The sequence below is a fragment of the Priestia sp. LL-8 genome (genome assembly GCF_036227845.1).
GTDB lineage: Bacteria > Bacillota > Bacilli > Bacillales > Bacillaceae_H > Priestia > Priestia zanthoxyli.
In genome coordinates, this window is sequence record NZ_JAZAQH010000001.1 from 1,723,214 (window position 1) to 1,750,117 (window position 26,904).

The following is a 26,904-nucleotide window of genomic DNA, read 5'->3' on the forward strand; positions in this document are numbered from 1 at the left end:
AGTTATTTTGTTTCTGTATGAGAAATATTCCAAGGGTCAACAAATATCATTCTTTCTTCTTTAATTGAATCTCTCTTACCTTTTGACGAAGATGATCTGGCCACCACGCTCCACAATCATCGGATACAATGCAAGCAGCGCATGTTTTGAAATCATAAACCATCATCTCCTTGATTGGGGGAGAGTAGAGATGAAGAGTAACTAGACCCGCGCCTTCAGCACTCTTCATCTTGTGCACACCTTTCTTGGGAGCAAAAAAAAGCTTACCTTTTCCCTGATGCTGAGAAAACAGCTCTTCTGGCATTTGGTTTTCTTTAACTTCGTAAACCGTATTTATAGTTGTACCATTTACTACTTGAATCCATCCATGCGAATGACCGTGATCGTGAGGAGCACACTCTATTGCTGACCAATTCATAACAAGTAATTCCACTTCGTCATTTTGATAGAGAAGCTTTCTATAGTATGGCTTGTCTTTTGCTGACTGCAATAGTGGTTTTAAATCATTAAAGTTTATATCTAAAGCCAAAAGAGCCTCTCTCAGTTCCAATTTGGTAGGGGAGTCCAAGTTATCTAAAATATGCTTTACCTGTTCAATCAAGCTCATACACGCATTACCTCCTTATGAGCAGAGCAAATTTTGTGTTTTTCATATAGTTACAAATGTTTGTTTCTCCACGGCAAGTACCTTAAAAAAGTTAGTAGTCTTCCATTGGCTACAATCACTCCCACTATAATTATGACTCCTCCTAATATGCTGACGGGAATAATCTTTTCTCGTAACAGTAAAACAGCTGTTATCAATGTCGCTACTGGTTCTAAATAAAGAAACACAGATACCTGTGACGCCTCTAAAACCTCTAATGCCTTTGCCCAGTACCAATAGGCAACACCTGAAACGAATACACCGAGAAATAGTAAATGAGCCCACTCCACGCTCGTTAAAAAAGGCATGATCTCCCATCCTTTATTTCTTACGAGAAAAGGAGTTGTTAGAGTAAACCCTATTAAACACATATAAAACGTAACAACAAGAGAGGGAAGTTGGATATCCAGCTTTTTTAATAGGACAGAATAGATTGCCCAGTTTAATGTACTTAAAATCATTAACAGGTAACCGATATTAACCGGAAGCTGAAGTGAATGCTGATTGCTAGAAGTGGTCACCAGCAGAACGCCAATAATAGCTACAATAATCCCCGATGCTTTTAATAACGTCATCTTTTCATGCAAAAAAAATACGGAGAGAATGACTGTAAATACAGGAGAAAACGAAATGATCCACCCGGCTGCCGAAGCATTTATTGTGAGAAGTGCTGTTGCCTGAATAACTTGATGAATAAATACTCCAAGGATACCTAACACAATCAAATGAGGAATATACTTAAGCGGAATGTTCAATGGATAGCGCTTTAGCACTAATAATACCAATAAAAAAAGTGCCCCAATTCCAAAACGAAGAACAAGGAGTGTGTATGGATCTAGTTTATCTAAAACAGCTTTGGTAGAGACAAAGGAAATTCCCCAAAAACTAATAGACATTATTGCATAGAACGAGGCAGCAAATTTAACCTTTGACGCAATCATAGGATCAATTTTCCTTTCAACAATAAAGGTATCTTTTATTAACTAACATATGCCTTTTCGAAAGGAAAATGAAAAAAATCATGCCATTCTAAAAAAAATAGTAGAAACTTTAGTATTTGTATCGTTATCACTATCTCTTAATCTTCATTAAAACAGCTATAGATGTTATGTATAGAAAACTAAATTTGGGAGTTTATAGCCATGTATAGGCTAAATTCTAAAGAGTCTGTTATTAAAAATAAAAATGCCAACTTTCATGGGGGCTTTTCAGAATTTTAAAAGGTGCACAGTATACTTCACTTATATGTAATTAATTGTAAGTCATAAAACTTTTGTACGGGAACAGGTAAGAGTGACTAAAACACAATTGTGGAGATTATAGAAGGCGAAGTTAAGCAAAACGAAAACCGTATTGTATCCTTATTTGCAGAAAAGCTGGATATAGATACGGAGATTGTTGTGATACCTGAAATGTGGAACACTGGTTATGATTTAAAAAATGTAGCACAAAAAGCAGATATTAATTTAAAGAGCACTTTTCCTTTTATACAAAGTTTAGCAATTAAATATTAGGTGAATATCATTGCAGGTTCAGTCTCAAAGAAAAGGAATGAAAACATTTATAATACGGCCTTTACGGTATCAAAAACAGGGGAGCTACTCTATCAAAAAGATAAGATACATCTCGTGCCGATGTTAGATGAACATCATTATTTAACGGGTGGAGATGAAGTTCCAGAAGTATTTGAGATTAACGGTATCAAAGCTAGTCAAATTATATGTTACGACTTACGTTTTCCAGAAATCACACGCTATCCAGCGTCTCAAGGTGCAAAAATTGTATTCTACGTTGCACAATGGACTACCAAAAATATAGACCATTGGAAAGCACTATTGAAAGCAAGAGCTATAGAAAATGGTGTATACGTCATTGCATGTAACAGCGTAGGGAATGTGAATCATAAAGATCATGTTGGCAACACATACGCGGGGCATTCAATGGTCATTGATCCAAATGGAAACATTATAGAAGAGGGGGGAGACCAAGAAGAGACCATAACAGCAGAAATTCATATACAGAAAGTTACAGAACAACAAAAAAAACATCCCAATATTTAAAAACCTGAGACCCAATGTTTATAAGCATGCGGAATAGAGATTTATATATTATTTATAGCGTAAAAGCCAGCACATGACTGTGTCTCATTGCTTTTCCATACTGAAAAGCACCCTTTTTCAGAATACTAGTATCAGTATGGAAAAGTTATATGTTTCTTACGTCAGGAATGAAAACTTTACATCTTTTCTTGATAATATTTCCGATAGACGTTAGGAGTTATGTTTTCATATTTTTTAAATGTCTTGATGTAATATCCAGGGTCATTAAAACCTAATTCATCGCTAATCTGTGCAATAGACAAATCCGTTTTTTCTAATAATTGTTTGGACCACTCTATTTTTTTGAGAGAAATAAAAACAGAAAAATTCATACCCGTTTCTTTGGTAAATACACGGCTGAAATAACCTGTGCTAATGTGACATAAATCAGCCATCTTTTGCTGAGATATTTTTTCTCTTTTATGTTTATAAATGTAGTCAAAGGCTGGCTGTAATACTTTGTTTTTATATACTAAGTGATCGTTGATAGACGTTTTTACGTAAGCATTAGTAACCGTGTTGGCTAATTCCTTTTTTATATTTTGAATATTATCTAGAGAATAACCGTAAGAAATATCTTCAGTAGAAAGGTTCTCTTTTACTGGAGCCATCTTTTCATATACTTCTAAAATCAAGTTTTTATTCATAGCTTCCTCTACAATGTAGTTACAAAGCCTATATAACATTTGAGCAGCTTCGTTAATTTCTGTATAGGATAGAGTAGGAATAGAATCATATAGACGCTGTATTTCCTCATTATTATTTAAGTTCTGTTCAAATCCTTTCGATGGAACAGTAAGCATTTGTTCCAAGGGAGGATGTTTGTCACCATCCTCAATTTTCACTTCTCCCGCCATGATGGCGCCTACATATTTATCATCAATTATAATGGGAATGGCAATATCGACAATATTCCAGTGGCATAAATAGATATAAGGAGCATTGGTTCTAACTGCCTCTAGTCCTCCCCGCGCATCGCACTTTTCACAAAGTTTTGCCGTATTAGGATTTTTACGCATAGTCTCACAAAATGGACGTACACCACTGTGTTGAGAAATGGGCACTCCTTTATAGTTAACCGTGACAATCGCTAATTTTGTAACAAGCGCAAGCGAATCTTGAAGGTTTCGCCATTTCTTTAAATCTAGTATTTTATCTAAATTCATGTAAGTAGTTTTCAATGATGTTTTATCTCCCTTGCTTCTACTTCCCATATGGTAGTTTGGATTACCTATTTGAGAATACCTTTATTTTATTCCTGAGTTCGTAAAATAAAAGAGTGTTCAGCGATAAAGGTAACCTCTTTTCAACGTGAACTTAGTAGTATTTTTACCTGAAATAATGTCATAATAATACCATATTAAATGAAGAGAGCAAAAAAATACGATAAAAAGTTGTAAAAACTCGTCATTTAAGACTAATGTAATCTTACACAAAAGATAGTAAAATTCCGATTGTAAGGGATTACAAAGTTAATTAGGAGGTTTTATTTATGAGAAAAGCATTTATTAGTCCTTCAAAATACATTCAAGGTGAAGATGAAATTTTAAATTTAGGTTATTTTGTGAAAACATTTGGTACCTCTGCACTTTTAATAGCACATCCTGAAGATATTAAACGTGTACAAGACAAATTAGATGCAACAGCAGAAAAATATGGTATTACATTTTTTGAAGGCGGATTCAATGGCGAATGTTCAAGACCAGAAATTTCTAGATTGCAGGAAATAGCAAAAGAAAACAACTGTGATTGTACAATTGGTCTAGGTGGTGGTAAGGCAATTGATACAGCAAAATGTGTAGCAGAGGGAGAGGGATTAATTATCGTCCCAACAATTGCTGCTACGGATGCACCTACAAGTCATTCCGCAGTTATCTATACACCAGAGGGTGCTTTTGATGATTACGCATACTTTAAGCAAAGCCCAAGTGTTGTATTAATTGATACAACAGTCATCGCTAATGCACCTACTAGATTCTTAGTATCTGGTATGGGGGATGCGTTATCTACTTATTTCGAAGCAAGAGCAACAGCACGTTCTTTCTCTAATGTAAATGCTGGATTACCTTGTGGAGTGCGTGAGGACTTATGTGCACCAGCAAAAGGTACAAATGCAGCGTTAGTTTTAGCAGAACATTGCTACAACACTCTATTAGAGGACGGGGTTAAAGCAAAAGCTGCAAGCGATCATAATGTTGTTACTCCAGCCTTAGAAAACATTATTGAAGCCAATATCTTATTATCAGGATTAGGGTTTGAAAGTGGTGGATTAGCTGGAGCACATGCGATTCATGATGGGCTTACTCTTTTAGAAAGTGCGCACCACTACTTCCACGGTGAAAAAGTAGCTTTTGGTACATTAGCACAATTGGTATTGGAAAATGCGCCAACTGAGGAAATAGAAGAAGTGTTAGATTTCTGTTTAGCAGTAGGACTTCCAGTTTGTCTTGCTGATATTGGAGTGGAACAAATTACACAAGAAGAGTTAATGGAAGTAGCTAATAAAGCTTGTATTCCAGAGGAATCTATCTATTCTATGCCATTCCCTGTTAATCCAGAGTCAGTAGCTGCAGCTATTCTTGCAGCAGATCAAATTGGAAATGATTATAAGAAGAGGTTGATATAAAATGAAAAAAATTATTAATAAACCGGAAGATGTTGTACTTGAGATGTGTAAAGGGATGGTTCTAGCACATCCTGAACTGAATTTAATTGAAAAATATAAAGTCATTAAAAAAGACCAAATTAATAAAAGTAAAGTAAGTATAATTAGCGGGGGCGGAAGTGGACATGAACCTGCTCACGCTGGATATGTTGGGAAAGGTATGTTAGATGCAGCAGTTTGTGGTGATGTATTTGCTTCACCTTCTCAAATACAGATTTATCAAGCCATTAAAGAAACAGCTAGCGATAAGGGAACTTTACTAGTGATTAAGAACTACAGTGGTGACATGATGAATTTCAAGAATGCTGCTTATCTTGCAGAAGAAGATGGCATTCAAGTGGATTATGTAAAAGTAGATGATGATATTGCTGTACAGGACAGTTTATATACAGTTGGAAGACGCGGAGTAGCTGGTACTGTTCTTGTTCATAAAATAGCAGGTGCAGCAGCAGAACGCGGCTATGATCTACCAAAAGTGAAAGAGGCAGCAGAAAATGCTATTGCGAATGTTAAAAGCATCGGCTTTGGACTAACTTCTTGCACAGTTCCTGCTAAAGGAACTCCTACTTTCGAGATTGCAGAAGATGAGATGGAGTTTGGCGTTGGTATTCATGGAGAACCTGGTATCCGTCGTGAAAAAATTATTTCAGCAGACGAACTTGCAGAGCGTACGGTAACTTCATTATTAAAAGAAGTAGGGATAGAAGATGGAAAAGGGGAAGTGGCTGTCCTAATTAATGGATTTGGAAGCACGCCTCTTCAAGAACTATATTTATTAAACCATTCTGTCATTCGTGAATTGTCACGTAGAAACGTAACGATTGCAAGAACGTTTGTCGGAAACTATATGACAGCCATCGATATGGCCGGTGCTTCTATTTCGATTATGAAATTAGATGAAAACTTAAAGAGTCTTCTATCTGAAGAGTGCGATACTCCTGCGCTAAAAATCAAAGGTGAAGTACCAGCTGTTACTTATGATGAAATTATTGGTACGGTAGAGGCACCGAAAGTGTCTTATGAGGTGCAAACCAACAAAGAATATTCCGTAGTAACGGAAAATCGACTGACGTTGAATAATATTATTTTTATGGTTGACCAAATGAGTGAATGTATTATTAGAAATGAAGTACCATTCTGTGAACTAGATTCCCATGCTGGTGATGGAGACTTTGGTATGAGTGTTGCTAAAGGGTTCAAACAGTTGAAAGCTGAATGGCACGAAATTCTAGAAAATAAATCAAATGATATTGGCAACTTCTTAGAGGCTTGTTCCATCGTTATCATGGAGCATTGTGGCGGAGCATCAGGGCCTATTTGGGGATCAGCATTTCGTGCGGCTGGAAAGAACACCGAATCTAAAACCGAACTGACTTTAACAGAATTTGCTGAAATGATCCAAGCGTCTGTAAAAGGCATTCAAGCAACAGGAGAACGTTCTTTTGGACGTGGAGCTGTTGTAGGAGATAAAACTTTAATCGATGCTTTAGTACCTTATGCAGATACGTTAACATCAAGTGCTGCTGAAGATGAAAGCTTGAAACATGCTCTTGTCAAAGCAGCAGAAGCTGCTGTTGAAGGAGCAAAATCAACCGAACAAATTGTCGCACGTATGGGGCGTGCTGGTACGGTTGGAGAAAGAAGTCTTGGTTATCCGGACGCAGGTGCACATGGCTTAGGCGTAATTTTTACTGAAGTAGCTCAAGTAATGCAAGAAAAACAGTAAAATTTGGTATTATCTCCTTTAAATATAGTGTAAAGAAATTACTCCTTGAGAGTGAAGGTTACACTATATTTGGTCGGGATTTTTTATGGGGCACTAATAACAAGCTTTTATAACCTAGTTTAAGTTATATTTTGTAAAAATATACAATAACCAATAGTGTTTCAAGGATAAAAAAAGAAAAACAAAAAGTGAACGAGTTCTTGATAATCAAGGGCTCGTTTTTCGCATGTCTTCCAGAATAATGTATATAAGAGAATGAATTATTTTTTGTTTCTATAATAAGGGTTATTTTATAAATTAGTTTCAATAACTATAAATATTAAAAGCATAAACTTACTTTTTACAAATATAAGATATTTCTTTAGCTAGTTTGTAGAAAACTTTCTCCTTTACAACTAGATGCGGTTATTGTATGATTAAACAACAAGAACATTTGTTCGATATTAAGGGTTTAGAGATAAATAAAGGAACAACAGAATAAACCAAGACAGTTAAACACAAAATTTTCTCGCACGGAGCAAAAAAATTTGAGCCAACTCTTATTATTTATCCACATACATTGTCGTTTACTGTAAACGTAATAACAATCGGAGGTTTTAAATTATGAATGATAAACAAGCAGCACTAGATATGGCTCTAAAACAAATTGAAAAACAATTCGGTACAGGATCAATTATTAAAATGGGAGAAGGCACACATGCAAAAGTTGAGGCATCTAGCTCAGGCTCATTAGCTTTAGATATAGCTCTTGGAATTAATGGTTACCCCAAAGGAAGAATCATGGAAGTGTACGGACCCGAAAGCTCAGGTAAAACAACCGTTTCCTTGCATGCAATTGCAGAAGTACAAAAAAATGGAGGTCGAGCTGCCTTTATTGATGCTGAACACGCACTTGATCCAGTTTACGCAAGAAAACTAGGTGTAGATATTGATGAGTTACTGTTATCTCAACCAGATACTGGTGAACAGGCACTTGAAATTGCTGAAGCATTAGTTAGAAGTGGCGCTGTTGATATTATTGTTGTTGACTCAGTAGCAGCATTAGTTCCGCAAAAAGAAATTGAAGGAGAAATGGGAGATTCTCACGTAGGTCTACAAGCTCGTTTGATGTCTCAAGCTCTTCGTAAACTATCTGGAGCAATTAATAAGTCTAAAACCATTGCTATCTTCATCAACCAAATCAGGGAGAAGGTAGGCGTTATGTTTGGAAATCCGGAAACAACGCCAGGTGGAAGAGCACTAAAATTTTATTCTTCGGTTCGTCTTGAAGTTCGCCGCGCTGAACAACTTAAACTAGGAAATGACATAGTTGGTAACAAAACAAGAATTAAAGTAGTCAAAAACAAGATGGCACCTCCTTTCCGCATTGCTGAAGTAGATATTATGTATGGAGAAGGTATCTCAAGAGAAGGAGAAATCTTAGATATTGGTTCTGAAGTAGATATTGTTCAAAAGTCTGGATCTTGGTTTTCATATAATGGGGAACGTTTAGGACAGGGAAGAGAAAACGCTAAGATTTTCTTAAAAGAAAACCCTGAAATCAGAGAAGAAATTAGAAAAAACATTATTGATTTTAAATATGGTAATACTGCCAACGATAATGATATTGATAACGATAGCGATAGTGAAAACGAAAGCTAATAAAAGCTTAAAATGCCTTTCCCGGCAGCTTCAAGTCTATTCATTTCATTGGAAGCATAAAAAGTTAAAAATAACCTAAATGACAAAATAATATAGAAACTAAGAGAGAACTTATTCTTTTATCAATAACTATATTTACTACACATATTAAAGCGGAAATTATTCCACTTCCTAGACAATTATTAAGAATTAAAGACCCCTTAATCAGATACCTTTTATGGATAGGCCAGTCCTTTAAAAGATAATTGTGAATCCTACTAAAAAGCTACCTTGCTTGCTGAGGTAGCTTTTTAAATTTACTTTTTATACTATTGAGATAGTTAGATTATTTATTAGAGGTTAGCTCAAAAGACACAAACAATGAAGTATCTTGGGTGGATATATCTAACCCCATGAAGAATTGTCAGGAAGACCTTATTGAACCAGTAAGAATTAAGGGGATAGACACCAGTTCTCCTCAATAGAGAGCTTAGGAAAAATTGATAGCAGGACAATGTATAGATATTAAGTTTCAATACAATTATTACTGATAATCATCCTTACCTCAACTACATTTTCTACTATAATCCTATTTTCAGTTGGTAAAATATATATTTTTTAACCTCTACATTATATAATGCAGTATATTGTTTACTTTTGATGTAATTCATGGAGGGAATTTTGTATAAATTAAAGTATATTCCGTTTTTTGTATTTATTATTTTGTTACTACAAGGTTGTGAAGACCCGTTAAACAAGAAAAGTAGTCGTGAACATGAAGAAACTTTATTAATAGAAGATACGGAGAAAAAAGAGGAAGAGTCTATGACAACCGTTTATGATAAAGCTAAATGGCATTATGAAGGGGATTTCCCAAATGACTTGAGTGAAAAGCAGGCGTTCGTTCATACTGGAATGTATCTTGGGTGGATCATCGAAAAAAACTTATATAGTGAAGAGTTTGAAAAAGCATGTGAACAGGAGATTCTAGAATTCAAACAAAAAAACATGACCGGAACTGAAGTCTACATGGAATTGGATGGCGTTTTTGCAAGCGATATGTTGAATGCAGAGGGAAGAGCTTTTACAGAAAGCTACTTTGATTTTGATAAAGGAACCTATTTAAATGATTATGAACACATATTTCCTTATGTAGAATCCCTTTATGAGGTAGAAGATACGTGGGATAACTATAAAACCATTAAAGCAAAGGTAGATAACCGTTTTGTTGCCTGGAAGCATGTAAAACAAGATAGTAAAAGCGATAAATTATTTACAGTTGAGTCTTATATTAGTTCATTAAAAGAACGACTTTACAAAAACGAAGATAAACTAATCGATAGTATTAAAGAAGTACACACGTTTCATTATTACGAAGGCATTGACTTATTAGAAATTGAGGCCTTTATTCAGCCATTTGATTTATCAATTAGGATGTTTTCTATGGATGACGAAGCAAATGAAGTTTTCTATGAAGGGAACGATCATACCGTTTTTTCAGGAAGTCACGAGCTGCTCGAAGAGATGGAATATTATAATTTAGCTGATGAACGTTCAGATGAGTTTTGGGAGTTCTACGAAGCAAACGAAGAAGAAATATCCGCTGCTGAGAGAGAATTAATTACAGACTGGTTTATTTCTTGTTGGAATAAAGCCAGTGACAATGACATTAATCTGCCTGTTTATCTTAATTTTCATGATGATATAGAATCTTTTGATTTAAATGAGGATAAATGGATCGATAGTGAAGAAAAATGGTCTAACTAAAATAGTAACTACATTTAAGCTAAATGCACCGTATCTGAACATCGTTTTCTACATCTATAAAAACCGAAATTTTTTTGAACTTATTAACTACGATGACACCTTACCAGGGTTACATATACAGTTTCCTCAAATGATATTAAAGATCTACAAGGAACAGTTTATTTTTGAAACCATCAATAATACAGCAGTTAATATGGAGTACTTTAAACGCTATACAGCCTATGGATTTTATGGTCTTCTTCAAAATTGGATTCGAAATGGCTTTAGAGAAAACACGGACGAATTTATTCACGAAGTCATTGATCTAGCGAAAACACATATATACTCGATTGAGTATATTGGAAATAAAGGGGAAAACCTCTAATGCTTTTAGCATCTTAAGCAGTTCTCTTAATACATGTAAGTCTTCTCATTTACACGTATTGAGAAAAAAAGAGTTTAGAAATATGATTCAACAAATCGATTCAAATTGTTAATTATTTATTATCAACTTTTTGGTTTTTTACATATTTACAGCTGATCTCTACTGCGTTAACGCTAAAAGCTATAATTTTCAGCTTAAACAAGAGCGTTCAAATGTGTGAAGACCTATTAGCAAGATAAACATCTTCGCTTCTCTCAAACACCTGAAAACTTCTTCAGCATATTCACAGCATCTAAATTGTATACATTTTGTATTAGTTTTGTTTATATTTAGTTGAGGGCAAACGTCCCAAAAAAAAAGGAAGAGGAGTGGGAAAATGAAAAAAATCTTTTCAGTAATGGCGGCAATGGTTTTATTATTGGCATTTGGGGCTGGTGTTTCTGCGGCTGGCAATGATGCAATGGTCAGAATCGTTCATGCTTCTCCAGATGCTCCGGCGGTTGATGTTGTAGTTGACGGTAAAACAATTGTTGAAAGTGCTGAATTTAAAGCTGCCACAGACTACATGATGCTTCCTGCAGGAGAGCACAAGGTTGAAATTTTTGCAGCGGGAACAGTTGCTGACGGCAAACCGGTCATCTCGTCTGATTTAACAGTTGAAGCCGGCAAGGCCTATACGGTAGCAGCCATCAACAAACTTGACTCTCTTGAACTTAAAGTTCTGAACGATGACCTAAATGTAACAGAAGGAAAATCAAAAGTGCGCGTTGCACACTTTTCACCTGATGCACCTGCAGTTGATGTAGCAGTTAAAGGAGGAGATGTCCTATTTCCTGGAGCAGAATTTAAAGGTGTAACGGAATATTCAGAAGTAGATCCTGGATCCTACGATCTTGAAGTAAGAGGTGCTGGAACAAAAGATGTTGTTCTTGACCTTTCGGATACAGAATTAAAAGCCAATATGTCTTACACTGTAATTGCAGTGGGGCTTGCAGGTGGAGAACCTGCTCTTGAAGCACTTGTTCTTGCTGATCCGGCAATGATGCCTTCTGAAATGCCAAAAACAGGAATGGGCGGAACATCTGAAGATCAAACAAACAGCTACCTACCAATAGCAGCAGTATCAATCCTGGGATTAGGTGCTCTGATAGTATATGGAATTAAGAAAAAAGCAAGCAGTCATTAAAACGGCTGCCCTGTTGCTGCTATTAGCAGGGTGTTCCCAATCTGGTGAAGATTCGGCATCTAAAGTGAAAGACACTCGGATAGAAAATGTTTCTGCGGTCTCGGATTCATCGGGGACGGCAGCTGTAAAGCCAAAACCCTATAAGCACGGTGAAACAAAAGGAATTGAACCGAGCCGAATCAGCATCCCGTCTCTAGGCATACGTGCTGATGTTGAATCCGTAGGCCTTACTTCTAAAGGTACAATGGAACTCCCCTCAGATGACAAGCTGACAGCATGGTATAAGAATGGAGCTCTTCCAGGCGAACAGGGAAATGCTGTCATCGCTGGACACGTTGACAATAAGACAGGACCAGCAGTATTTTTTGATTTAAAAAATATAAAGGTCGGAGAGGAAATCATTATTGCCGGAAAAAATGGCGGCAAACTTACATTTATTGTACAGGAGAAAAAATCCTATCCGTATGATGATGCACCTATTCCAGCGATATTTGGATTCAGCCAACAAAAGAAGCTGAATCTAATTACGTGTACCGGTAATTTTGACCGTAAAAAGAAGACGCATTTGGAACGTCTTGTTGTAACCGGTTTTTTAAAAGAAGAAAGCTAAGATTGTGAAGTATGACCTTGAGGCACTGATATCTGACCAAGAAGAAACCCGAACTCATCGATGAGTTCGGGTTTCTTCTGCATTTAAAATACATTTGTGACGGTATCGCAGATTTGCAAAAATAGCTGCTGAATTATTAGGTGTAGATGGTGTTAGAATCTACCATGACCAAGCTTTGTGAAATTTTAGGGGAAAGCTAACTCTTTACTTTTATTTATTAAGGATTAAAATTGGGATATGCTCTATTAAATAAAAAAGACTACCTTACTAGAGTTAACGTTTTTTACGCTACTTAGGATGCATGCAAACCAAAAGTTTATACTGTATGCATTTTAACACTCTTAAAGAAAAGATTTCAGTCTTAAGAACGAGGTGAATATCAGTCCTCAACTATACTAACTCCAATATTTCTTCTAATGGACTCTGAGGAAAAGGTATCTTCTTATTTCATCTAGATAACGGAATGAGCGTTAAATTCAGTGGTATTTAGTAATATCAAGTTAGGAAAATTTGTAGAAAAAGAACTATTTTTTCTACAACTCTCGCGATTCTAAAAAGATATACTTTTACGGACAATGCAATATTAAATAAATGGAGTAAAGCAAGTAACATCCTTGTTTAAGTAGTCCTCTTAGGTGCATCATTTGTTCTTTAAATGAGAAAATGGACTTGTCAATATTTACTGAACACTAAGATAGGCTGAGAAGAAATACACATTAAAAAGCTGTTTATGCTCAATCCCACAATCTAGAATAGGTATGAATCAAAGAAATCATACTCTCCATAGCTGGAGAAAATTAATGAATTAAAAATTTTGCGCCAAACCCCTTACCTGTAATATTAGCTGCCTTAAACTCTTCTTCACTAAGGCTATTAAGGATGATTACATTCTCAGGATACAGCTTGCCCAACAACGCCCAGAGTATTAGATAATTGCCCCTTGAAGAAATAAGATGATTACCAGACTCGTTCGTTATTAAACCTGGTGTTTCTAAAATATCCCACGCGTGATGCTCTTTGAAATCTGCTGGTTTCTCAGAATGTGCTCCTGAAACTGACTTAGAATTCGTCGCTGGCCGATACATAAATCGCTGGCCTCTAAATACCTGACCAAGATCAACCGAAAAGTCATTGGAACCAAGTTGGATATGGTATTTAAGAACAGCACTTTTTTGATTACCAGTTGTTAGAATTTGAGCTTTATAGACGTTCTCAAGCTTCTGGTTTAAAACATCTAATTCAGAGGCAATTTGTCGTGCACCAGCATTGCTGCGAGGCGCAGAAAGGTAGTCTGGAAATTCATAGTTAAAAGTGATAGGAATGGAAACATCAAAATTATCATCGACAACTGTCCACACTGGGTGCCAGTAGAGAAGGTATTTAGGCGCAGTTGCTGGAAGAGCTCCCAAACTTGCAGGAAGTATGGTACCCAGATGATACTGAAATCCATATCCTACTGTTGTCAAATCAGAACTTAATAAGCTTTGAGCGAATTTAACTATTGCCTTATGAGACATTCTCTTTCCAAATAATTTATATAAAAATTCACTGTGTGCTTGCTCCATAAATCTTAATCCCTTGGAACTATTTCTTTCATCGATTTTAATGGGTATCTCTTTCCAATTCTCGAACGGAATGAGTGCGTCCCTTAAAAGCACTAGCTGATGCAGGTATTCATTAAACAATTGCATGACAGTTGGACTACCTGCTGATCCTAAAAGTAAATTGGCTACCTTAGGCGTCCATGGATGATTATCACAGTGACTTCTAAAGTTCAAACTGTTAAGAACAGCCTTACCATACTCTTTTAATGCTAGCTGCTGTGAGTTGAATTCACTTGCCCAACGTGTTAGAGTTTTACCTATACTTTTTGCTTGTTTAGTAAGTTCTATTCCGGACGTATCATTAAGAGAAAGCTGGCCAAGAGGTAAAACTGATTCTCTCCCGGAGATTGCTAAATTAGCCTCAATATTGTCTAACAACGCTTTCGAATCTGCTGCTTCTCCAAGTTGAACCATTATAGCTTCCAAAAGAATGTTCAATTCACGTACAATATCTTTAGCTTGGTACACTCCACTTGGAAGATCCCAATCGAAACTTCCATTTTCCTCATGCGGTTTTATAGATTTTTCAGCAAATTGACCGACAAGAGGATTGATATCAAACTGGGTTCCCCATTCGATACTTCGATTTGCCAGAGTTAACTGATATTTTGACATATTACTCAAACCTCACTTTCTCTTTTTCAATCCCAGATGAAAATCCTCCCGAATTGCCATAATAAATTCAAGTTATTATAAAAATTTAATAATTGGAATTTGGTTGTATGTTTTCATTCGTATTTTGAAAAAATGCGAAATTTGTATCAGACCCTTTTTTATTAACTTATTTGAATTAAAATTTTACTTACTACCATTAAAAAAGCTCCAAAAGTTCATAAATAAGAGAACTTTTAGAGCCTTTGGTAGTCCAATCGACTAGTGATTTATATTTCAACCTTCAATATTTTTCTTAGTACTAAGCAATTAAAAAGATGGTAATACTTTTGTGCCTATAAGTCAAGTGGTTCTGATGAAAAAACCTATCCTTAAAGTCATTACGAGCGATTTCTCTCGAATTAGATCAATATCAATTAATAGAATCAGCAATTAGAAAACCAACATCCCCTGCAACTCAAAGGTTTTTTGAGGTTACTAAGAAGCCCATTCTTAATTTAAGATAGCAAGTTAGTCTTACTATTGATAGTAATAGTCAACTAAATATGCATTATCGTTATAAACATGAGAAAATGAAACGAACATAAGGTAAATGTGTGATTGGGATATTGGAATCTTACAAAGTGATTTTAAAAGAAGCTTTAATAATTGAGATTGAAAAAGAGAAAAAATGTTTAATCGAAACGGCATTTAAAGAGGGATTCACAAGCAATAACACGGTAGAAATTAGTCAATTTATAGATGATATGTTAAATGAGTTAGAAAAAATTAATTAAAAAGATAAAAAAGCAACCTCAGCATTGGCAAGCGAGATTGCTCTTTCATAAGGGGTTGTCCATACGTATTCGAAGTATGAAACATAAGTAGATTACCATGTTATGTAATTAAACACTATTTTAAATGTGTTGCTACATATACAAAATAAAAAGCTACCTCGCCAGTAGAAGCGAGGTAGCTCAAAATAGGGTTACGTTGAAATTTGTAAAAATAGTCTGGTTACAAATATATCGTATTTGCATGTAAAATCAATTATTTATACCTTTTAGCATATGCATAAAAGGTGCGCTTTTTATGCATCTATTTGTCACTCAGCCCGAGGCCAAATGTTGATAAATCAAGGATGTATAAAAAGCTGCATAATTCGTAATAGGAATCTTTCTTAAACCCCTTGTGCCGAAAGGGGTTCTTTTTGTGATGTGTTCCGGAAAAAAAGAGACATTATGTAAACTAGCTTTGTATAGAGTATACACGAAAAAGCTTTTCATTATATTTGTTAAAGTTTAGTTGACGGTTAAATAGGTTGGTGTTAGATTAATTTAAATATCCAAAAAATAGGGGTAGAGACTTATATGATTAATGATGCAGCAATGAAAAGAGCTAAGCTTACAAAAACGGCAGTAATAGATAATCGCACTCTTGAGAATTCTCACAAGAGGTTGGCAGAGATACTAAAACCAGGAATGAACGTACTTGATGTTGGGTGTGGTACGGGAACAATTACTTCAGGAATTGCAGAGCTAGTCGGTCCAAATGCTCGCGTAGTCGGTATTGATAATAATCTAACTTTGATAGAAAAAGCACGCTAAACTTACAAAGGTATGCCAGGGCTATCTTTTGAAATTGCTGATATCTATAATCTCCCCTTTTATGGTGAATTTAATATTGTTACTTCTGCAAGAGTTCTTCAATGGTTATCAAAACCCAAAGATGCTTTATACCAAATGATTGAGTCTACAAAAAGGAATGGTCGAGTTTTAGTTCTTGATTATAATCACACAAAAATATCTTGGGAACCAGAAATTCCTGAAACAATGAAGTCCTTCTACAAATCTTTTTTACAATGGCGTTCTGATGCAGGTATGGACAATGCAATAGCAGATCATCTTCAAGATATATTTAAAGAAGTTGGGCTTACAGATATCAAAATAACTCAACAAAATGAAAAGACGAAACAAGATGATCACGATTTTTATAATCATATTACAGTTTGGGCTAATGTAGCTCAAATTAAAGGAAAACAAATGATAGAGGATGGAGCAATAACAGAGGATAAGTTAGAACAAGCTCAAAAAGATTTCTCAGAATGGATAAAAGGTTGCGCAAAATCTCAAACAATGTACTTATTAGCAATAGAAGGTACTGTAAACAGGGGACCTAACTAAACAAACTCTTAAAAGGTCTTTGTAGATTACAGAGGCTTTTAAGAGTTCCTAGAATTTTGATTATGGTAACTAGAAGTAAATGTTCTATACATATAAAATATACCTAACTAAGTACATTAAAAGGAGATGTTCCTATATTGTTGGATTATATACGGTTAGACTGGGATTTACCTATTTTACCTCAATTACCTAATGGCTTTAAGTCTGCTGCTATTCTATTTCATCCTTTTATTCAGATGCCCAATGGCTGGGAAAAATCAAAGAGAGAAAATCCTTATCAGAATATATATCCTAGTGATGAGGAAATGATTAACCTTAGCGAACCTATATCATGGAAAGAAGTAATATCCAAGAGTAATTTAAAATCTTATAAGGAATTGTCATTAGCACTGCATACTTCTACCGGTGCGCTTAGATATAAATATAAAAGGGAGGATTTGGCCAATCTATTCAACTCCTATCTTGAAATTACTCCTGATTTATATTATCCAGATTCTGATCGCACTTCATTATTTATAATCGATAGTTTATTAAAAGTTCTTTGTTCAAAGAACTCAAATACTCTCTATTTCTCTGAACCTATTTATGGCATGAATGGTTCATTTGAAGCCCAGGATAAGTCACCTTTAGGAATAGGTAACTTATCCCCTAATGATTTAATTATTACAGATGAAAATATGGATTTTGCGTTTATGAGCATCTATGATTCGTTTACAACATTGCTTCTAGCCAAAGAAATAAATATTGAGAACACGATTAAGTCCGTTAATCTTGAAGCTTTAATATGTGATAAAGAAACATCTCTTAGTTGGTTCCTTTAGTAGGTGCCTAGAAATGCTTTTATGGTAACTAGCTTTGTATATCGCATACACAATAAACCTTCAAATAAATTTGAATAATATGTAAAAATATATTGCACTGTGATAAAATGAGTATTAATTATATTGACAGGAGGCAATCCAATGTAGAAATTCCTTACTCTTATATATTCATAAACAAATAAATAAGATGTGAGGGATATCTATGTCAAAATTTAATAACGAAATGTCTTTTCGTTTTCTTTGGATTGGACAAATGTTAGCTAACTTAGGTGATGTTTTATATACCGTTAGTTTAACAACTATGGTCTATAAGGTTACTAAATCAGTAACTTTTATGTCTTTTGTTCCGTTTGTTATTACAATAACAGCTCTTATCAGTGGGATTGTAGTACCAATTATTATTGATAAATACAAACTGAAATCTATATTGTTCTACTCCCAGTTCGGTAAAACAATATTTCTATTGTTCTTGTGGTTGCTAGCTCTTCATATTAAAACCGAATTTCTTTGGTTACTTTATTTACTTATTGCATTTATTTCTTTTCTAGATGGATGGGCTTCACCTGCCCGTAATGCTTTAATTCCTAGTCTAATTAAAGAGGAAAAGCTTATAAAGGCTAATAGCTTTTTAGCAATATCTGACCAAGTAACACAACTAATCGCTTGGCCAATAGGTAGTCTGCTTTTGGTTTTATGGGGAGGATCAACAATCCTTTGGTTTACATTTACGCTTTTTGTTATTTCTTCAATACTGATGTTTTTAATTGCTGATCAAACGATAAGGAAAAATCGAGAGAAGACGTCTAAACTAATAGCTATCAAAGAAGGTTGGCAAGTTATCTGGAACTCTAAACAATTAAGAACAATCAGTGTGATGAACGTAATAGAAACGCTGGCTAATGGTGTTTGGATTGCAGCTATTTTATTTATATACGTTGAGCAAGCTCTTCAGAAAACAGAGGTTTGGTGGGGATTTATTAATGCAGCCTTCTTTGGTGGAATGTTTATAGGTGGTTTGTTAGTCTATCGATATTCTACAGTTCTAGAAAGAAAGCTAGGTCAAACGATTATGTGGTCTTCCTTCTGCTTAACTACATTAACATTTTTATTTGGTATGACATCTCTTCCATGGGTTGCTTTAGGTATATCTTTATTATACGGTTTACCTCAAATGGCACGTGATGTGGCAGAAGTAACCATTATTCAAAAGAACGCTAGACAAGAATTGCTCGCAAAAGTCTACTCTGCAAGAGGAACGTTAATCTACGCGGCCTTTGGTACTTCATCTCTTTTATTAGGATTTATAACTGAACACTATGGAGTACGGATAACCTTCTTACTAGCGACAATATTATTTCTTATGTCATTTCTTATTGCCTTTGTTAATAGAACCGAACTTTTTCAATCTGAAATACCAATGAAGATAAAAGAAGGTACAGCAGACTAATTTTAGTCTGTTGTACCTTCTTTGTTTTTCGTTTCAATAATTTTGATTATATGAACTAAGATCGTATGTATTATATGTGAAAAAGACTTTAATCGTTTTATAATTGTTATTATTAATAAGGTTTTTAATTAATTTAACAGGACGAAGGAAGACAAATGATATATCTTATTTCAGTAGTATTAATTATTTTAGGAAGTGTAATCATAATCTCTTCAATTTCTTTAGCAAATGATAAGAAAAACAGCGAGAAGATGGGAAGAAAAGGAGGTCTATTTCTTTTTATTTTAGATTTCATTACTTCAATTTTAGGTATAGGCAATATTCTTTTACCAATAGGGCTAATCTTGTTAGGTATTTTAATCCTTATTTATCACTAATGTTTACTACCTATAAAGTACATTATGGATGGTAACTAACTTTATAAGAAATATACATATATTCTTGTGAAGCTTTTGGTATATACTTGAATTAAAAATGTATATAGAACCCCTGGAGGTCTTATGTTAAAGAATTTATTTAAGAAAAAAATCACTGAAAAAGAATTCTGGTCTTGGTTTGAAAAAAATAGCGAAGATTATTTTCAATTAGACGAAAAGAACTATGATCTTTTATTTAACAAATTGGGCTTACAATTATCCAAGTATCATAAAGATTTAACTTTTGAATTCAGTGTAGAAATAAGCCAAGGGAAAAGAGAGTTTATTATCAGTGCAGAAGGAATGATTTCAGCGTTTCCTGCTGTTATAAAGCTGGTAGAGGAAGCTCCCACTCTAGAGAAATTTAACATTGTAGCGTTTAGACAAAGACAGAATAGTGAACAAGAAATTTATTTTGAAGGTATTGTTTTAAATACAGAAGATATCTTCTTTACGTATAGAGAAGATAAACAAATGAACTGTGTAGATATTGTTATTTACATTAAAGGGTATAGAGAAGAAAATGATCAGTTTATTGCTGCAACGTTTATCATGCTTGATAGTTTAATTGGTGAATATGATGTAGGTGTAAAACTTGGTGAAATAAATTTTGAGCCATATCAAGAAGAGAAAGAGGCACAGCCTATTCTAAACTTAGTTTCTCTAGTTGATAAATTGTAAGTAAAAAGAGCGTAAGTTTTATGATAAACTTAACGCTCTTTTATTTCCGATAATACGTTTTATAATAACTAGCGATGTATAGAGTATACATAAAATAATTGAAGAATATTGAAGCATCTGGGAAAATCACATAAAGAATTTTGGTTTCTTAATACTGTTTAAAAGGAGCTATTTGAGTGGATAGTTTATTAGAATTAAAAGATGAACTAATAAAAGGACAAAAATTAGCAATGCAAGGATCTTACCAAAGAAGAGCTCCTTCCAAAAAAGCAGTTCCCCATCTTTTAGCAGCAAGAAAAGGACTCAAAGAATATGTTAAACAGTATTCAAACGATCCTTTAGCTTGGCAATTGTTATCTCAAGCTGAGGAATATTTATTAAATTACAATGCAGCTTTAATGGCACTTCAGAACGCCGTATCTCTTGATAAGAAAGATAAAAAGTTATTAAAGAGATTAGCTTTATTAAAAGAGTATGCAAGTAAATGGCAAGAGCTAGATATGACACCAGAGCAGTTGCGATCATTAGAAATATACTTAGAAGAAAAATTAGAAGTGTACGCTTGTAATCATACACTTATTTATACCAGAGAGTGGTTAGATATAAGCACTTTACACAGTAAAAGATCAAAAATAGTAAAAGCTCTACAAAATCAAGGTGGTTTTTGTGATTGCGAAGTTCTTATGAATGTAATTGATTAGATTAAAGTGGTACCGTTAACTGTGATGATGGTAACTAGATATTTATATCACATAAAAAGAATTCACTTAAAAAATGTTAAAATAAAATCAAAAACCACGGAGAAAAATATATGAACCATGATATTCTACATTCATTTTTAGGAAAATATTTTGAAAGACTAATTTTGAGCCCTTCCTTATTTTATTCTTGGAAGAATAGTATTCGATTTGAAATATCAAATTCTTTAATACCTTATTATAAAAAGGAACATTTAGAGCAAGCATTTTATCGTTCAATCAGATTATTTGAAGCAGTATTTGGAGAAGAAGATGAGATTCTTCTTGTTACAGATGTACACTCTATAAAAAAAGATATCTTCCTCCAAAAAAGACCTTTAAACGTATATTTAAAATACATAAAAAAGAAAGAAAAGCGATACCAATTAAGTCACCAGCTTCTACCAAGTGTATTTGATGAAGCAGATGATCAATCTGTCACTCATCGATTTGTCCTTTCTTGTAAGAAAACAGAAATAAAATATGTACAACTTTTAAAAGCTATTTGTCATGAAGACTTTGCTCATCCATCTAGCATACTCAAAAACAACCCACAAAGTGGTTATGATATTTATTTTGTTAATCTTTCTAAAAAGATCATTTTTCATTTGTATGATGATCGGGGTTGTGATGTATTAGCCTCTAATAAAGAATCTATAAAGTTCCTTTATGAAGAATATAATCATTGGATTTTAAATTATGACCGAGAAGAAATTGACATTTTATTTAAATGAAAACATTATCAATAAGCTAACGATTGTACTCTTTAGACTACCGGTATAAAACATTACGTTAATTAACAATCTATTGGATAAATGTGTTGAATTTAATAATATGAGGGGGATATACTTGATTTATTTAGTTTGCACAATTATAGGTTCAATAATTGTTATCTTCAACATTGTTAAAGAAAGAAATTTTATATGGTTATGTATGTTTATTCCTATGTTGATAGACCTTCTTATAGCAAAGATTCACTCTTTTGATTTTATAACTAATGGTTATAGGACTGCTATTCTATTAATTCTTTATATCGGAATATATTTCACTTTGTTTTTATATGACATTAATAAAATAAATCCTGAAGAACAACCTGACAATTAAAGTATACTTTAATTGTCAGGTTGTTCTTCGTACTAATAAGCCGTTTTATGGTAACTAGAAGGCTATAGTATATAAATTGTATTAGGGCTATTACAAAGAAAAGAGTAAGGAGTGCTAAAGTGTCTGTTGAAAGAGATAATATGATCAATTCTTTAAGAAAAAATGTTATTCCTACTTTGAGAGATCTTGGTTTTAAAGGTTCCTTTCCTCATTTTTATCGAAAGCTGGAGAACCGTGTTGATTTGTTAATGTTTCAATTTAGTGCTTGGGGTGGAGTTCTTTACGTAGAGGTTTCTAAATGTTCTCCAGAAGGTCATATAGATGTATCTGAAACGTTTTATCAGCCTAACAAGGTAAAGGTCTATAATATTGATACTGCCCATAGACAAAGATTAGGAAAAGAAATACGTGAAATGTTTGAATTTAATAAAGATAACACAGAAGTGATTTCATTAAATGTAAGAGAATCATTGAAAGAAGGAGAAGAATGGTGGAATTCTTCTCCTAATTGGTGGGTTTAACACACATAATTAAGTAGCGATAAGAGTTGTTGTGTAAACTTAAGTTGTATATGATATTCATAGTTACAAGTGCTTAAAAGGCGGGGATATTGTATGAAAGATAATTTGATAAAGAAGATATATGAACAGGGTTATCCTGATGCACAAACTGCACCTTTAGTTTCTCTAGAAGAGTTTTTTGAAGGTAATGAAGATGAAGGCTCTATTGGTTGTAACCTTATGGATCACACAGGAATTGATACTTTTTATTCTATTTTATTTGAGATTAAAAGTAAGCCAAGTGTACAAGACGTATTTGTTGAAATTATGGAAGTTGAAGACGATGAATATTGGCCATTTTCGGAAAGAATATATATCCTATCAAGCGCTAATCTTGAAGAAATAGAGGAATGGGTTAAAACCTTAGAACCTGACGAGGTCGAGGAAGGTTATATGTTTGGTAACCCCCCTATTGCGCCAGAGTTGTACCCTAATCATAAAGTGTTTGGAGTTTGGTGGGATTGATGAATAAAGCTTTATCTAGTGCTTACGAAACTGGTTCTTTTTATGAAGGTAATATGGACTTTAGAGAATCAATTCTTAATTTAGAGCCAAAATTGATAGAAGTCGATGATCTTGAAACTTTGAAGCTTTTATATTTCAACGTAAAGGACATTTCTCTACGTCATAAATTACTCTTGGTTTTACGAGATATCTATAACCCTCAGCTTAGTGAATTTTTTCAAAAGGCCTATAAGAAAGAGCGAGATTTAGGAATGAAATTAATAGCTGTACGTGGTTTAGTGAAATACGTTGAAGAACGGGAAATAACTAAAATTATGAATTACTTCATAAAAACCTTGATAAAGAGGCCTGAACACACTCCTTACAATTATAAAGAATATGAATATTTGCGTTCACCCAGTGGATTACCTTATCTAATTAAGGAATATAAGTATAACTGCTTTCATCAAGTATTAAGGCAAGTAGAAAAACAATATGAAGCTATGCCCTTCCAATTTAAGCATCATTATACGTATGATGAAAATGATAATATAGTCGAACTACGAAGCCTTGAAGAGACTGAACAAATGATTGAAGACTTCTTTAAAATAAATTAACTACTAAAAGACGTTAGGCTAATGTTCTAACGTCTTTTGTTATCTAGGAGCTACATTATATGAACTAACTTTGTATATCCTGTGCATATGAAAAATACAATTTGAAGAACAAACAAGTTCTCTAATGTTTTTATTTGCCTATTATCCTTCAATCCTCAGAACCTTGACCTCATCTTTTACGGAAAATGTGATAACTACAGATCCTTCAGGTGGATTGTGAGGACCTGTAAACGTATCATATTGCACCTTTACTATGAAATCATAGTTTGAGAATCCACTGGATACACGCTTCACGCCCAAAATATCTGCATTCCACAAACTATAACTACGATCAGGGTATTTCGTCCGAATTGCTTTGTCCGCATAGGGATTCAATAACATCAAAAAGGCATCATAGAAATCTGTATGCTTCTGCTTGATAGACGTTTGAGGAGCAGCTTCTGTATAGGGGGTACCTATGCCTCCTCCTGTTAACCATATGGCAAAAGCCGTAGCGACTAGCAATTGTCTCATACGTTATCCTCCTCGTACTTATTTCAGCTAGTTTCCCCATAAGGACATGAATGATACGACTCGTCTAAAAGAAGGATTTATGTAAACTAGAAATGAATATCCTCTATATAAAGTCGATGTTAAAAATAGGAGTAATGAAAGGAATTTACGTATTTCGAAACTGAACAAAGGATGGGCTCTCCTCATGGATATGGACTAAACAGAGCAGCCTGAAAGGAATGATAAAATGAGATTTAAATACTATCGGAACTTGAATCAACATGAAACCTATGTAACAACAAAAAAACAGCTTAAGAATCACTTTTCGTCCCTTGCTGACTTAGATATTTTATTTGGGTTAACCAGACAGTTTGAATGGGATAGCAGGTGTCCTCAACATCCAAAGATAACCGGAGTAGTAGTGGCGGAAGCCTCGGTACATAGAGATAGAACCCTGGACCTTTCATTCTTTCCAATAGCGCGCAATACCTATTCTGAAGTTGCATATGAAGAATTTAATCATGATATATTGGCTGATTTACAAAGATGGGTAGGGGAACAGATAGAGAAACCTGATACAGCCATTGTAGGTGTTGAACAACTAGTTGTTGAATGGGGAGGAAATAAACATTTGTTACATTATGTAACATTTTTATAATTGACAGCGCACCTAGATAAAATAATGATATTTTAGAGATAAATGCATTGGTAGGTGAGAAAATGATTAATTGGCATTGGGAGAAAGTTGATACCTTAGAGTGTCAAGGGAAATGGAATGAAGCAAAGGATTACATGTATGAAGAATGGAGAAAAGATTCTCTTAACGTCAAGAAATATCTTCGATTAAGTTTTTTGTGTTGGTATATAGTGGTCGAATCTGGCTGCCTTAATGATCCTAAAATCAATAGTGAAGAATATGAAAATATATTGTTAGAAATTAAGGATTTTGGTTTTAAGCATTTTGGCCAAGACTCTGAATTTTTATGGATTTATGGATATATGGTATCTCTCTTCCCTTACTATTTTGGAGAATACGAGGAATGGGAAGAAAAGGGCCAACAAATGATTTACGAGGCTCATCAGTTAAGGCCGCAAGATTCTATTATAAAGCTTGTTTATATACGTGGTTTGCCGTCCTCTGTAATACCTGGAATTAAAGATTTAGAACGAACTGTAAATGAAGCTTTATCTTTAAGGTTTAAAGGGAATGGGCAGTTACAAAGGTACTTTAAAGAAGTGCTGAAATGTAAAATTTAAAAAAGAAGAACATTAATAAATTAAAACGTTCTTTTTTATGCCAATCAAACGTTTTATGTTAAATAGATATGAACATCGCATACATGAGATAATATGAGAAAACATAATAAAAAGAGGATATGCATGAAACCTAAGGAACTTCTTAAAATTTATATTGAAACTGAATTAGTCGACATATTAGAGCCTTTAGGGTTCAAGTATGCTAAAAGTGGGCCAAAATTCTCTAGAAAAACAGGACCGTTCACCTTGGGCGTTAGTTTTTGTATTAGTAAGTATAGTTCGGAGGATTATTGCATTTTTTGGAGTGAATGGAGTATTTCATCTAAAGACTATAAAAAGTGGTATAAGAAAATATGGAATACTGAATTAGTAAATGATGTGATTATTGGCAGTTCGGAGTGGAACATACCGAATTGGTTAGAAAGTGAACATGATTATGTAGTTCTTTCTAATAGTGACGTAGATAAACAGGAGTTTAAAAGGTTTATTCATAATGTTTTGAACGTAGGAATTCCTTATTATGAACAAGTCATAGATTGGAGTACTGCTGCTGATCTAGCTCTACAAGCACCTATCGTATTTTATGGGGAAGTATGTGATTTTTATATAATGGCTAATCAAAGAGAGAAAGCAAAACAAATTCTCGATTATGCTTTAGAAAGAGCTACAGATGAAGATTATGAGGAATTAAAAGCAAGAATGGAAAAGTATTTTAATTAAAATTGACATTAAAGAAAAGCTAGAAATGGAGATCTTTATGAAGAACACTCTTAGTTGTTCTGTAACGATTGATTTAGATGGTGGAGATGGAGAAATTATTGTTTCAGATAGAAAACAAACATTGATCATTTCTATTGGACTTTCTGCTATAACATTGCGCAATTTCTTTTCTGACCTGAGTGATTTATATACATATAAGAAGACTAAATTTAAGTTAGAGCATTATGGGAGTGCTGATTATTATTTATTTGTTAGAGATTCAAACATAATAAGAATTGAGGAAGTAAGGAAACCTGGAGGCAGGGATATATATAAATTTAATCTTATGGACTTTTTCCTTATATTGGAGAAGGAATTCCAGCGATTCTTTGCGAAGTTGAGGAAAGATGGTGTTCTTCCCTTAAGCCAGGGTCAGGATAACTTTATGTACGCTGTAAATCAAGATGTTACGAATTCATTTGCTAGCTTCTCCAAAAACCTAAATAAATAATTGATATATAGAAAAACTCTAGAGTGTAAACTCAAGAGTTTTTTTTATTAGTTAAAC

26 protein-coding genes and 2 pseudogenes are annotated in these 26,904 nt (G+C 34.1%); 23 read left to right on the plus strand and 5 right to left on the minus strand.

Features of this window, described 5'->3' with window-relative positions; translation table 11 throughout:
* Window positions 1–46 precede the first annotated feature (46 nt).
* Together U9R83_RS08700 and U9R83_RS08705 are read right to left on the minus strand one after the other, a co-directional pair.
* Window positions 47–607: a cysteine dioxygenase gene (locus U9R83_RS08700; RefSeq protein WP_048018678.1), complete on the minus strand. Its 561-nt coding sequence runs from the start codon at window positions 605–607 to the stop codon at window positions 47–49.
* A gap of 50 nt (window positions 608–657) precedes the next feature.
* Entirely contained in the window at window positions 658–1,587 is a 930-nt protein-coding gene (locus U9R83_RS08705; protein ID WP_208732489.1) for a DMT family transporter, read from the minus strand.
* Window positions 1,588–1,953: 366 nt separating this feature from the next.
* On the opposite strand from U9R83_RS08705, the pseudogene U9R83_RS08710 reads away from it, so the two are divergent.
* Window positions 1,954–2,743: pseudogene (locus U9R83_RS08710) on the plus strand (carbon-nitrogen family hydrolase).
* Between the two features lie 139 nt (window positions 2,744–2,882).
* Here U9R83_RS08710 and U9R83_RS08715 read toward each other — a convergent pair.
* The gene (locus U9R83_RS08715) at window positions 2,883–3,926 is read right to left on the minus strand and encodes a PocR ligand-binding domain-containing protein (RefSeq protein ID WP_209005088.1); all 1,044 of its coding nucleotides are present in this window, start codon (window positions 3,924–3,926) and stop codon (window positions 2,883–2,885) included.
* Between the two features lie 311 nt (window positions 3,927–4,237).
* Here U9R83_RS08715 and U9R83_RS08720 point away from each other — a divergent pair, with 311 nt between their 5' ends.
* The 7 genes and pseudogenes from U9R83_RS08720 (at window position 4,238) to U9R83_RS08750 (ending at window position 12,683) form a co-directional block, all read left to right on the plus strand.
* Entirely contained in the window at window positions 4,238–5,371 is a 1,134-nt protein-coding gene (locus tag U9R83_RS08720) for a glycerol dehydrogenase (protein ID WP_014460629.1), read from the plus strand.
* Window position 5,372: 1 nt separating this feature from the next.
* On the plus strand, window positions 5,373–7,136 hold the full coding sequence (gene dhaK, locus U9R83_RS08725; protein ID WP_140450633.1) for a dihydroxyacetone kinase subunit DhaK: 1,764 nt from the start codon (window positions 5,373–5,375) through the stop codon (window positions 7,134–7,136).
* A 603-nt stretch (window positions 7,137–7,739) separates the two neighbouring features.
* Entirely contained in the window at window positions 7,740–8,777 is a 1,038-nt protein-coding gene (recA, locus tag U9R83_RS08730) for a recombinase RecA (RefSeq protein WP_140450634.1), read from the plus strand.
* Between the two features lie 804 nt (window positions 8,778–9,581).
* A pseudogene (locus U9R83_RS08735) lies at window positions 9,582–10,010 on the plus strand (DUF7832 domain-containing protein); the annotation flags it as partial.
* A gap of 490 nt (window positions 10,011–10,500) precedes the next feature.
* Window positions 10,501–10,887, plus strand: coding sequence for a TetR-like C-terminal domain-containing protein (locus U9R83_RS08740; protein WP_014460625.1), 387 nt, complete (start codon window positions 10,501–10,503; stop codon window positions 10,885–10,887).
* Between the two features lie 376 nt (window positions 10,888–11,263).
* Complete coding sequence (locus U9R83_RS08745) at window positions 11,264–12,073, plus strand: DUF4397 domain-containing protein (protein ID WP_243549088.1); 810 nt, start codon at window positions 11,264–11,266, stop codon at window positions 12,071–12,073.
* Window positions 12,042–12,683: a class F sortase gene (locus tag U9R83_RS08750; protein WP_014460623.1), complete on the plus strand. Its 642-nt coding sequence runs from the start codon at window positions 12,042–12,044 to the stop codon at window positions 12,681–12,683. Before U9R83_RS08745 ends, U9R83_RS08750 begins: the two co-directional genes overlap by 32 nt.
* 797 nt (window positions 12,684–13,480) lie before the next feature.
* Here the strand turns inward: U9R83_RS08750 and U9R83_RS08755 are convergent.
* On the minus strand, window positions 13,481–14,902 hold the full coding sequence (locus tag U9R83_RS08755; RefSeq protein WP_116741049.1) for a hypothetical protein: 1,422 nt from the start codon (window positions 14,900–14,902) through the stop codon (window positions 13,481–13,483).
* 620 nt (window positions 14,903–15,522) lie between these two features.
* Here U9R83_RS08755 and U9R83_RS08760 point away from each other — a divergent pair.
* From U9R83_RS08760 to U9R83_RS08805, 11 genes are all read left to right on the plus strand, one after another.
* A complete protein-coding gene (locus tag U9R83_RS08760) occupies window positions 15,523–15,675 on the plus strand; it encodes an aspartyl-phosphate phosphatase Spo0E family protein (protein WP_243557037.1) in 153 nt (50 codons plus the stop codon).
* A gap of 573 nt (window positions 15,676–16,248) precedes the next feature.
* Complete coding sequence (locus U9R83_RS27675) at window positions 16,249–16,485, plus strand: methyltransferase domain-containing protein (protein ID WP_424461000.1); 237 nt, start codon at window positions 16,249–16,251, stop codon at window positions 16,483–16,485.
* Between the two features lie 12 nt (window positions 16,486–16,497).
* Window positions 16,498–17,061 carry a class I SAM-dependent methyltransferase gene (locus tag U9R83_RS08765; RefSeq protein ID WP_424461002.1) on the plus strand — a complete coding sequence of 188 codons (564 nt, stop codon included), beginning with the start codon at window positions 16,498–16,500 and terminating at the stop codon, window positions 17,059–17,061.
* 137 nt (window positions 17,062–17,198) lie between these two features.
* On the plus strand, window positions 17,199–17,882 hold the full coding sequence (locus tag U9R83_RS08770; RefSeq protein ID WP_328575197.1) for a DUF2711 family protein: 684 nt from the start codon (window positions 17,199–17,201) through the stop codon (window positions 17,880–17,882).
* A gap of 202 nt (window positions 17,883–18,084) precedes the next feature.
* Entirely contained in the window at window positions 18,085–19,329 is a 1,245-nt protein-coding gene (locus U9R83_RS08775) for an MFS transporter (RefSeq protein ID WP_182421087.1), read from the plus strand.
* A gap of 500 nt (window positions 19,330–19,829) precedes the next feature.
* On the plus strand, window positions 19,830–20,426 hold the full coding sequence (locus U9R83_RS08780; protein WP_182421086.1) for a hypothetical protein: 597 nt from the start codon (window positions 19,830–19,832) through the stop codon (window positions 20,424–20,426).
* Between the two features lie 176 nt (window positions 20,427–20,602).
* Window positions 20,603–21,127 (plus strand): DUF2695 domain-containing protein, encoded by a 525-nt coding sequence (locus U9R83_RS08785; protein WP_115653591.1) that lies wholly within the window; start codon window positions 20,603–20,605, stop codon window positions 21,125–21,127.
* A 110-nt stretch (window positions 21,128–21,237) separates the two neighbouring features.
* Window positions 21,238–21,897 (plus strand): DUF3885 domain-containing protein, encoded by a 660-nt coding sequence (locus U9R83_RS08790; RefSeq protein WP_115653592.1) that lies wholly within the window; start codon window positions 21,238–21,240, stop codon window positions 21,895–21,897.
* 489 nt (window positions 21,898–22,386) lie between these two features.
* A complete protein-coding gene (locus U9R83_RS08795) occupies window positions 22,387–22,788 on the plus strand; it encodes a DUF4304 domain-containing protein (protein WP_243549090.1) in 402 nt (133 codons plus the stop codon).
* 93 nt (window positions 22,789–22,881) lie between these two features.
* On the plus strand, window positions 22,882–23,292 hold the full coding sequence (locus U9R83_RS08800) for a hypothetical protein (RefSeq protein WP_243549091.1): 411 nt from the start codon (window positions 22,882–22,884) through the stop codon (window positions 23,290–23,292).
* Window positions 23,292–23,888: a hypothetical protein gene (locus U9R83_RS08805; protein WP_243549093.1), complete on the plus strand. Its 597-nt coding sequence runs from the start codon at window positions 23,292–23,294 to the stop codon at window positions 23,886–23,888. The genes U9R83_RS08800 and U9R83_RS08805 overlap by 1 nt, the downstream gene beginning before the upstream one ends.
* 141 nt (window positions 23,889–24,029) lie before the next feature.
* Here the strand turns inward: U9R83_RS08805 and U9R83_RS08810 are convergent, their stop codons facing one another.
* A complete protein-coding gene (locus U9R83_RS08810; protein ID WP_243549095.1) occupies window positions 24,030–24,401 on the minus strand; it encodes a DUF3888 domain-containing protein in 372 nt (123 codons plus the stop codon).
* 226 nt (window positions 24,402–24,627) lie between these two features.
* On the opposite strand from U9R83_RS08810, the gene U9R83_RS08815 reads away from it, so the two are divergent.
* The 4 genes from U9R83_RS08815 (at window position 24,628) to U9R83_RS08830 (ending at window position 26,847) form a co-directional block, all read left to right on the plus strand.
* Window positions 24,628–25,038 (plus strand): hypothetical protein, encoded by a 411-nt coding sequence (locus tag U9R83_RS08815; RefSeq protein ID WP_243549097.1) that lies wholly within the window; start codon window positions 24,628–24,630, stop codon window positions 25,036–25,038.
* Between the two features lie 62 nt (window positions 25,039–25,100).
* Window positions 25,101–25,637: a hypothetical protein gene (locus U9R83_RS08820; RefSeq protein ID WP_099331393.1), complete on the plus strand. Its 537-nt coding sequence runs from the start codon at window positions 25,101–25,103 to the stop codon at window positions 25,635–25,637.
* A 123-nt stretch (window positions 25,638–25,760) separates the two neighbouring features.
* The gene (locus tag U9R83_RS08825; RefSeq protein ID WP_243549099.1) at window positions 25,761–26,357 is read left to right on the plus strand and encodes a hypothetical protein; all 597 of its coding nucleotides are present in this window, start codon (window positions 25,761–25,763) and stop codon (window positions 26,355–26,357) included.
* Between the two features lie 37 nt (window positions 26,358–26,394).
* Window positions 26,395–26,847, plus strand: a complete 453-nt coding sequence (locus U9R83_RS08830) for a hypothetical protein (protein ID WP_099331391.1) — start codon at window positions 26,395–26,397, stop codon at window positions 26,845–26,847.
* The last annotated feature ends 57 nt before the right edge of the window (window positions 26,848–26,904 follow it).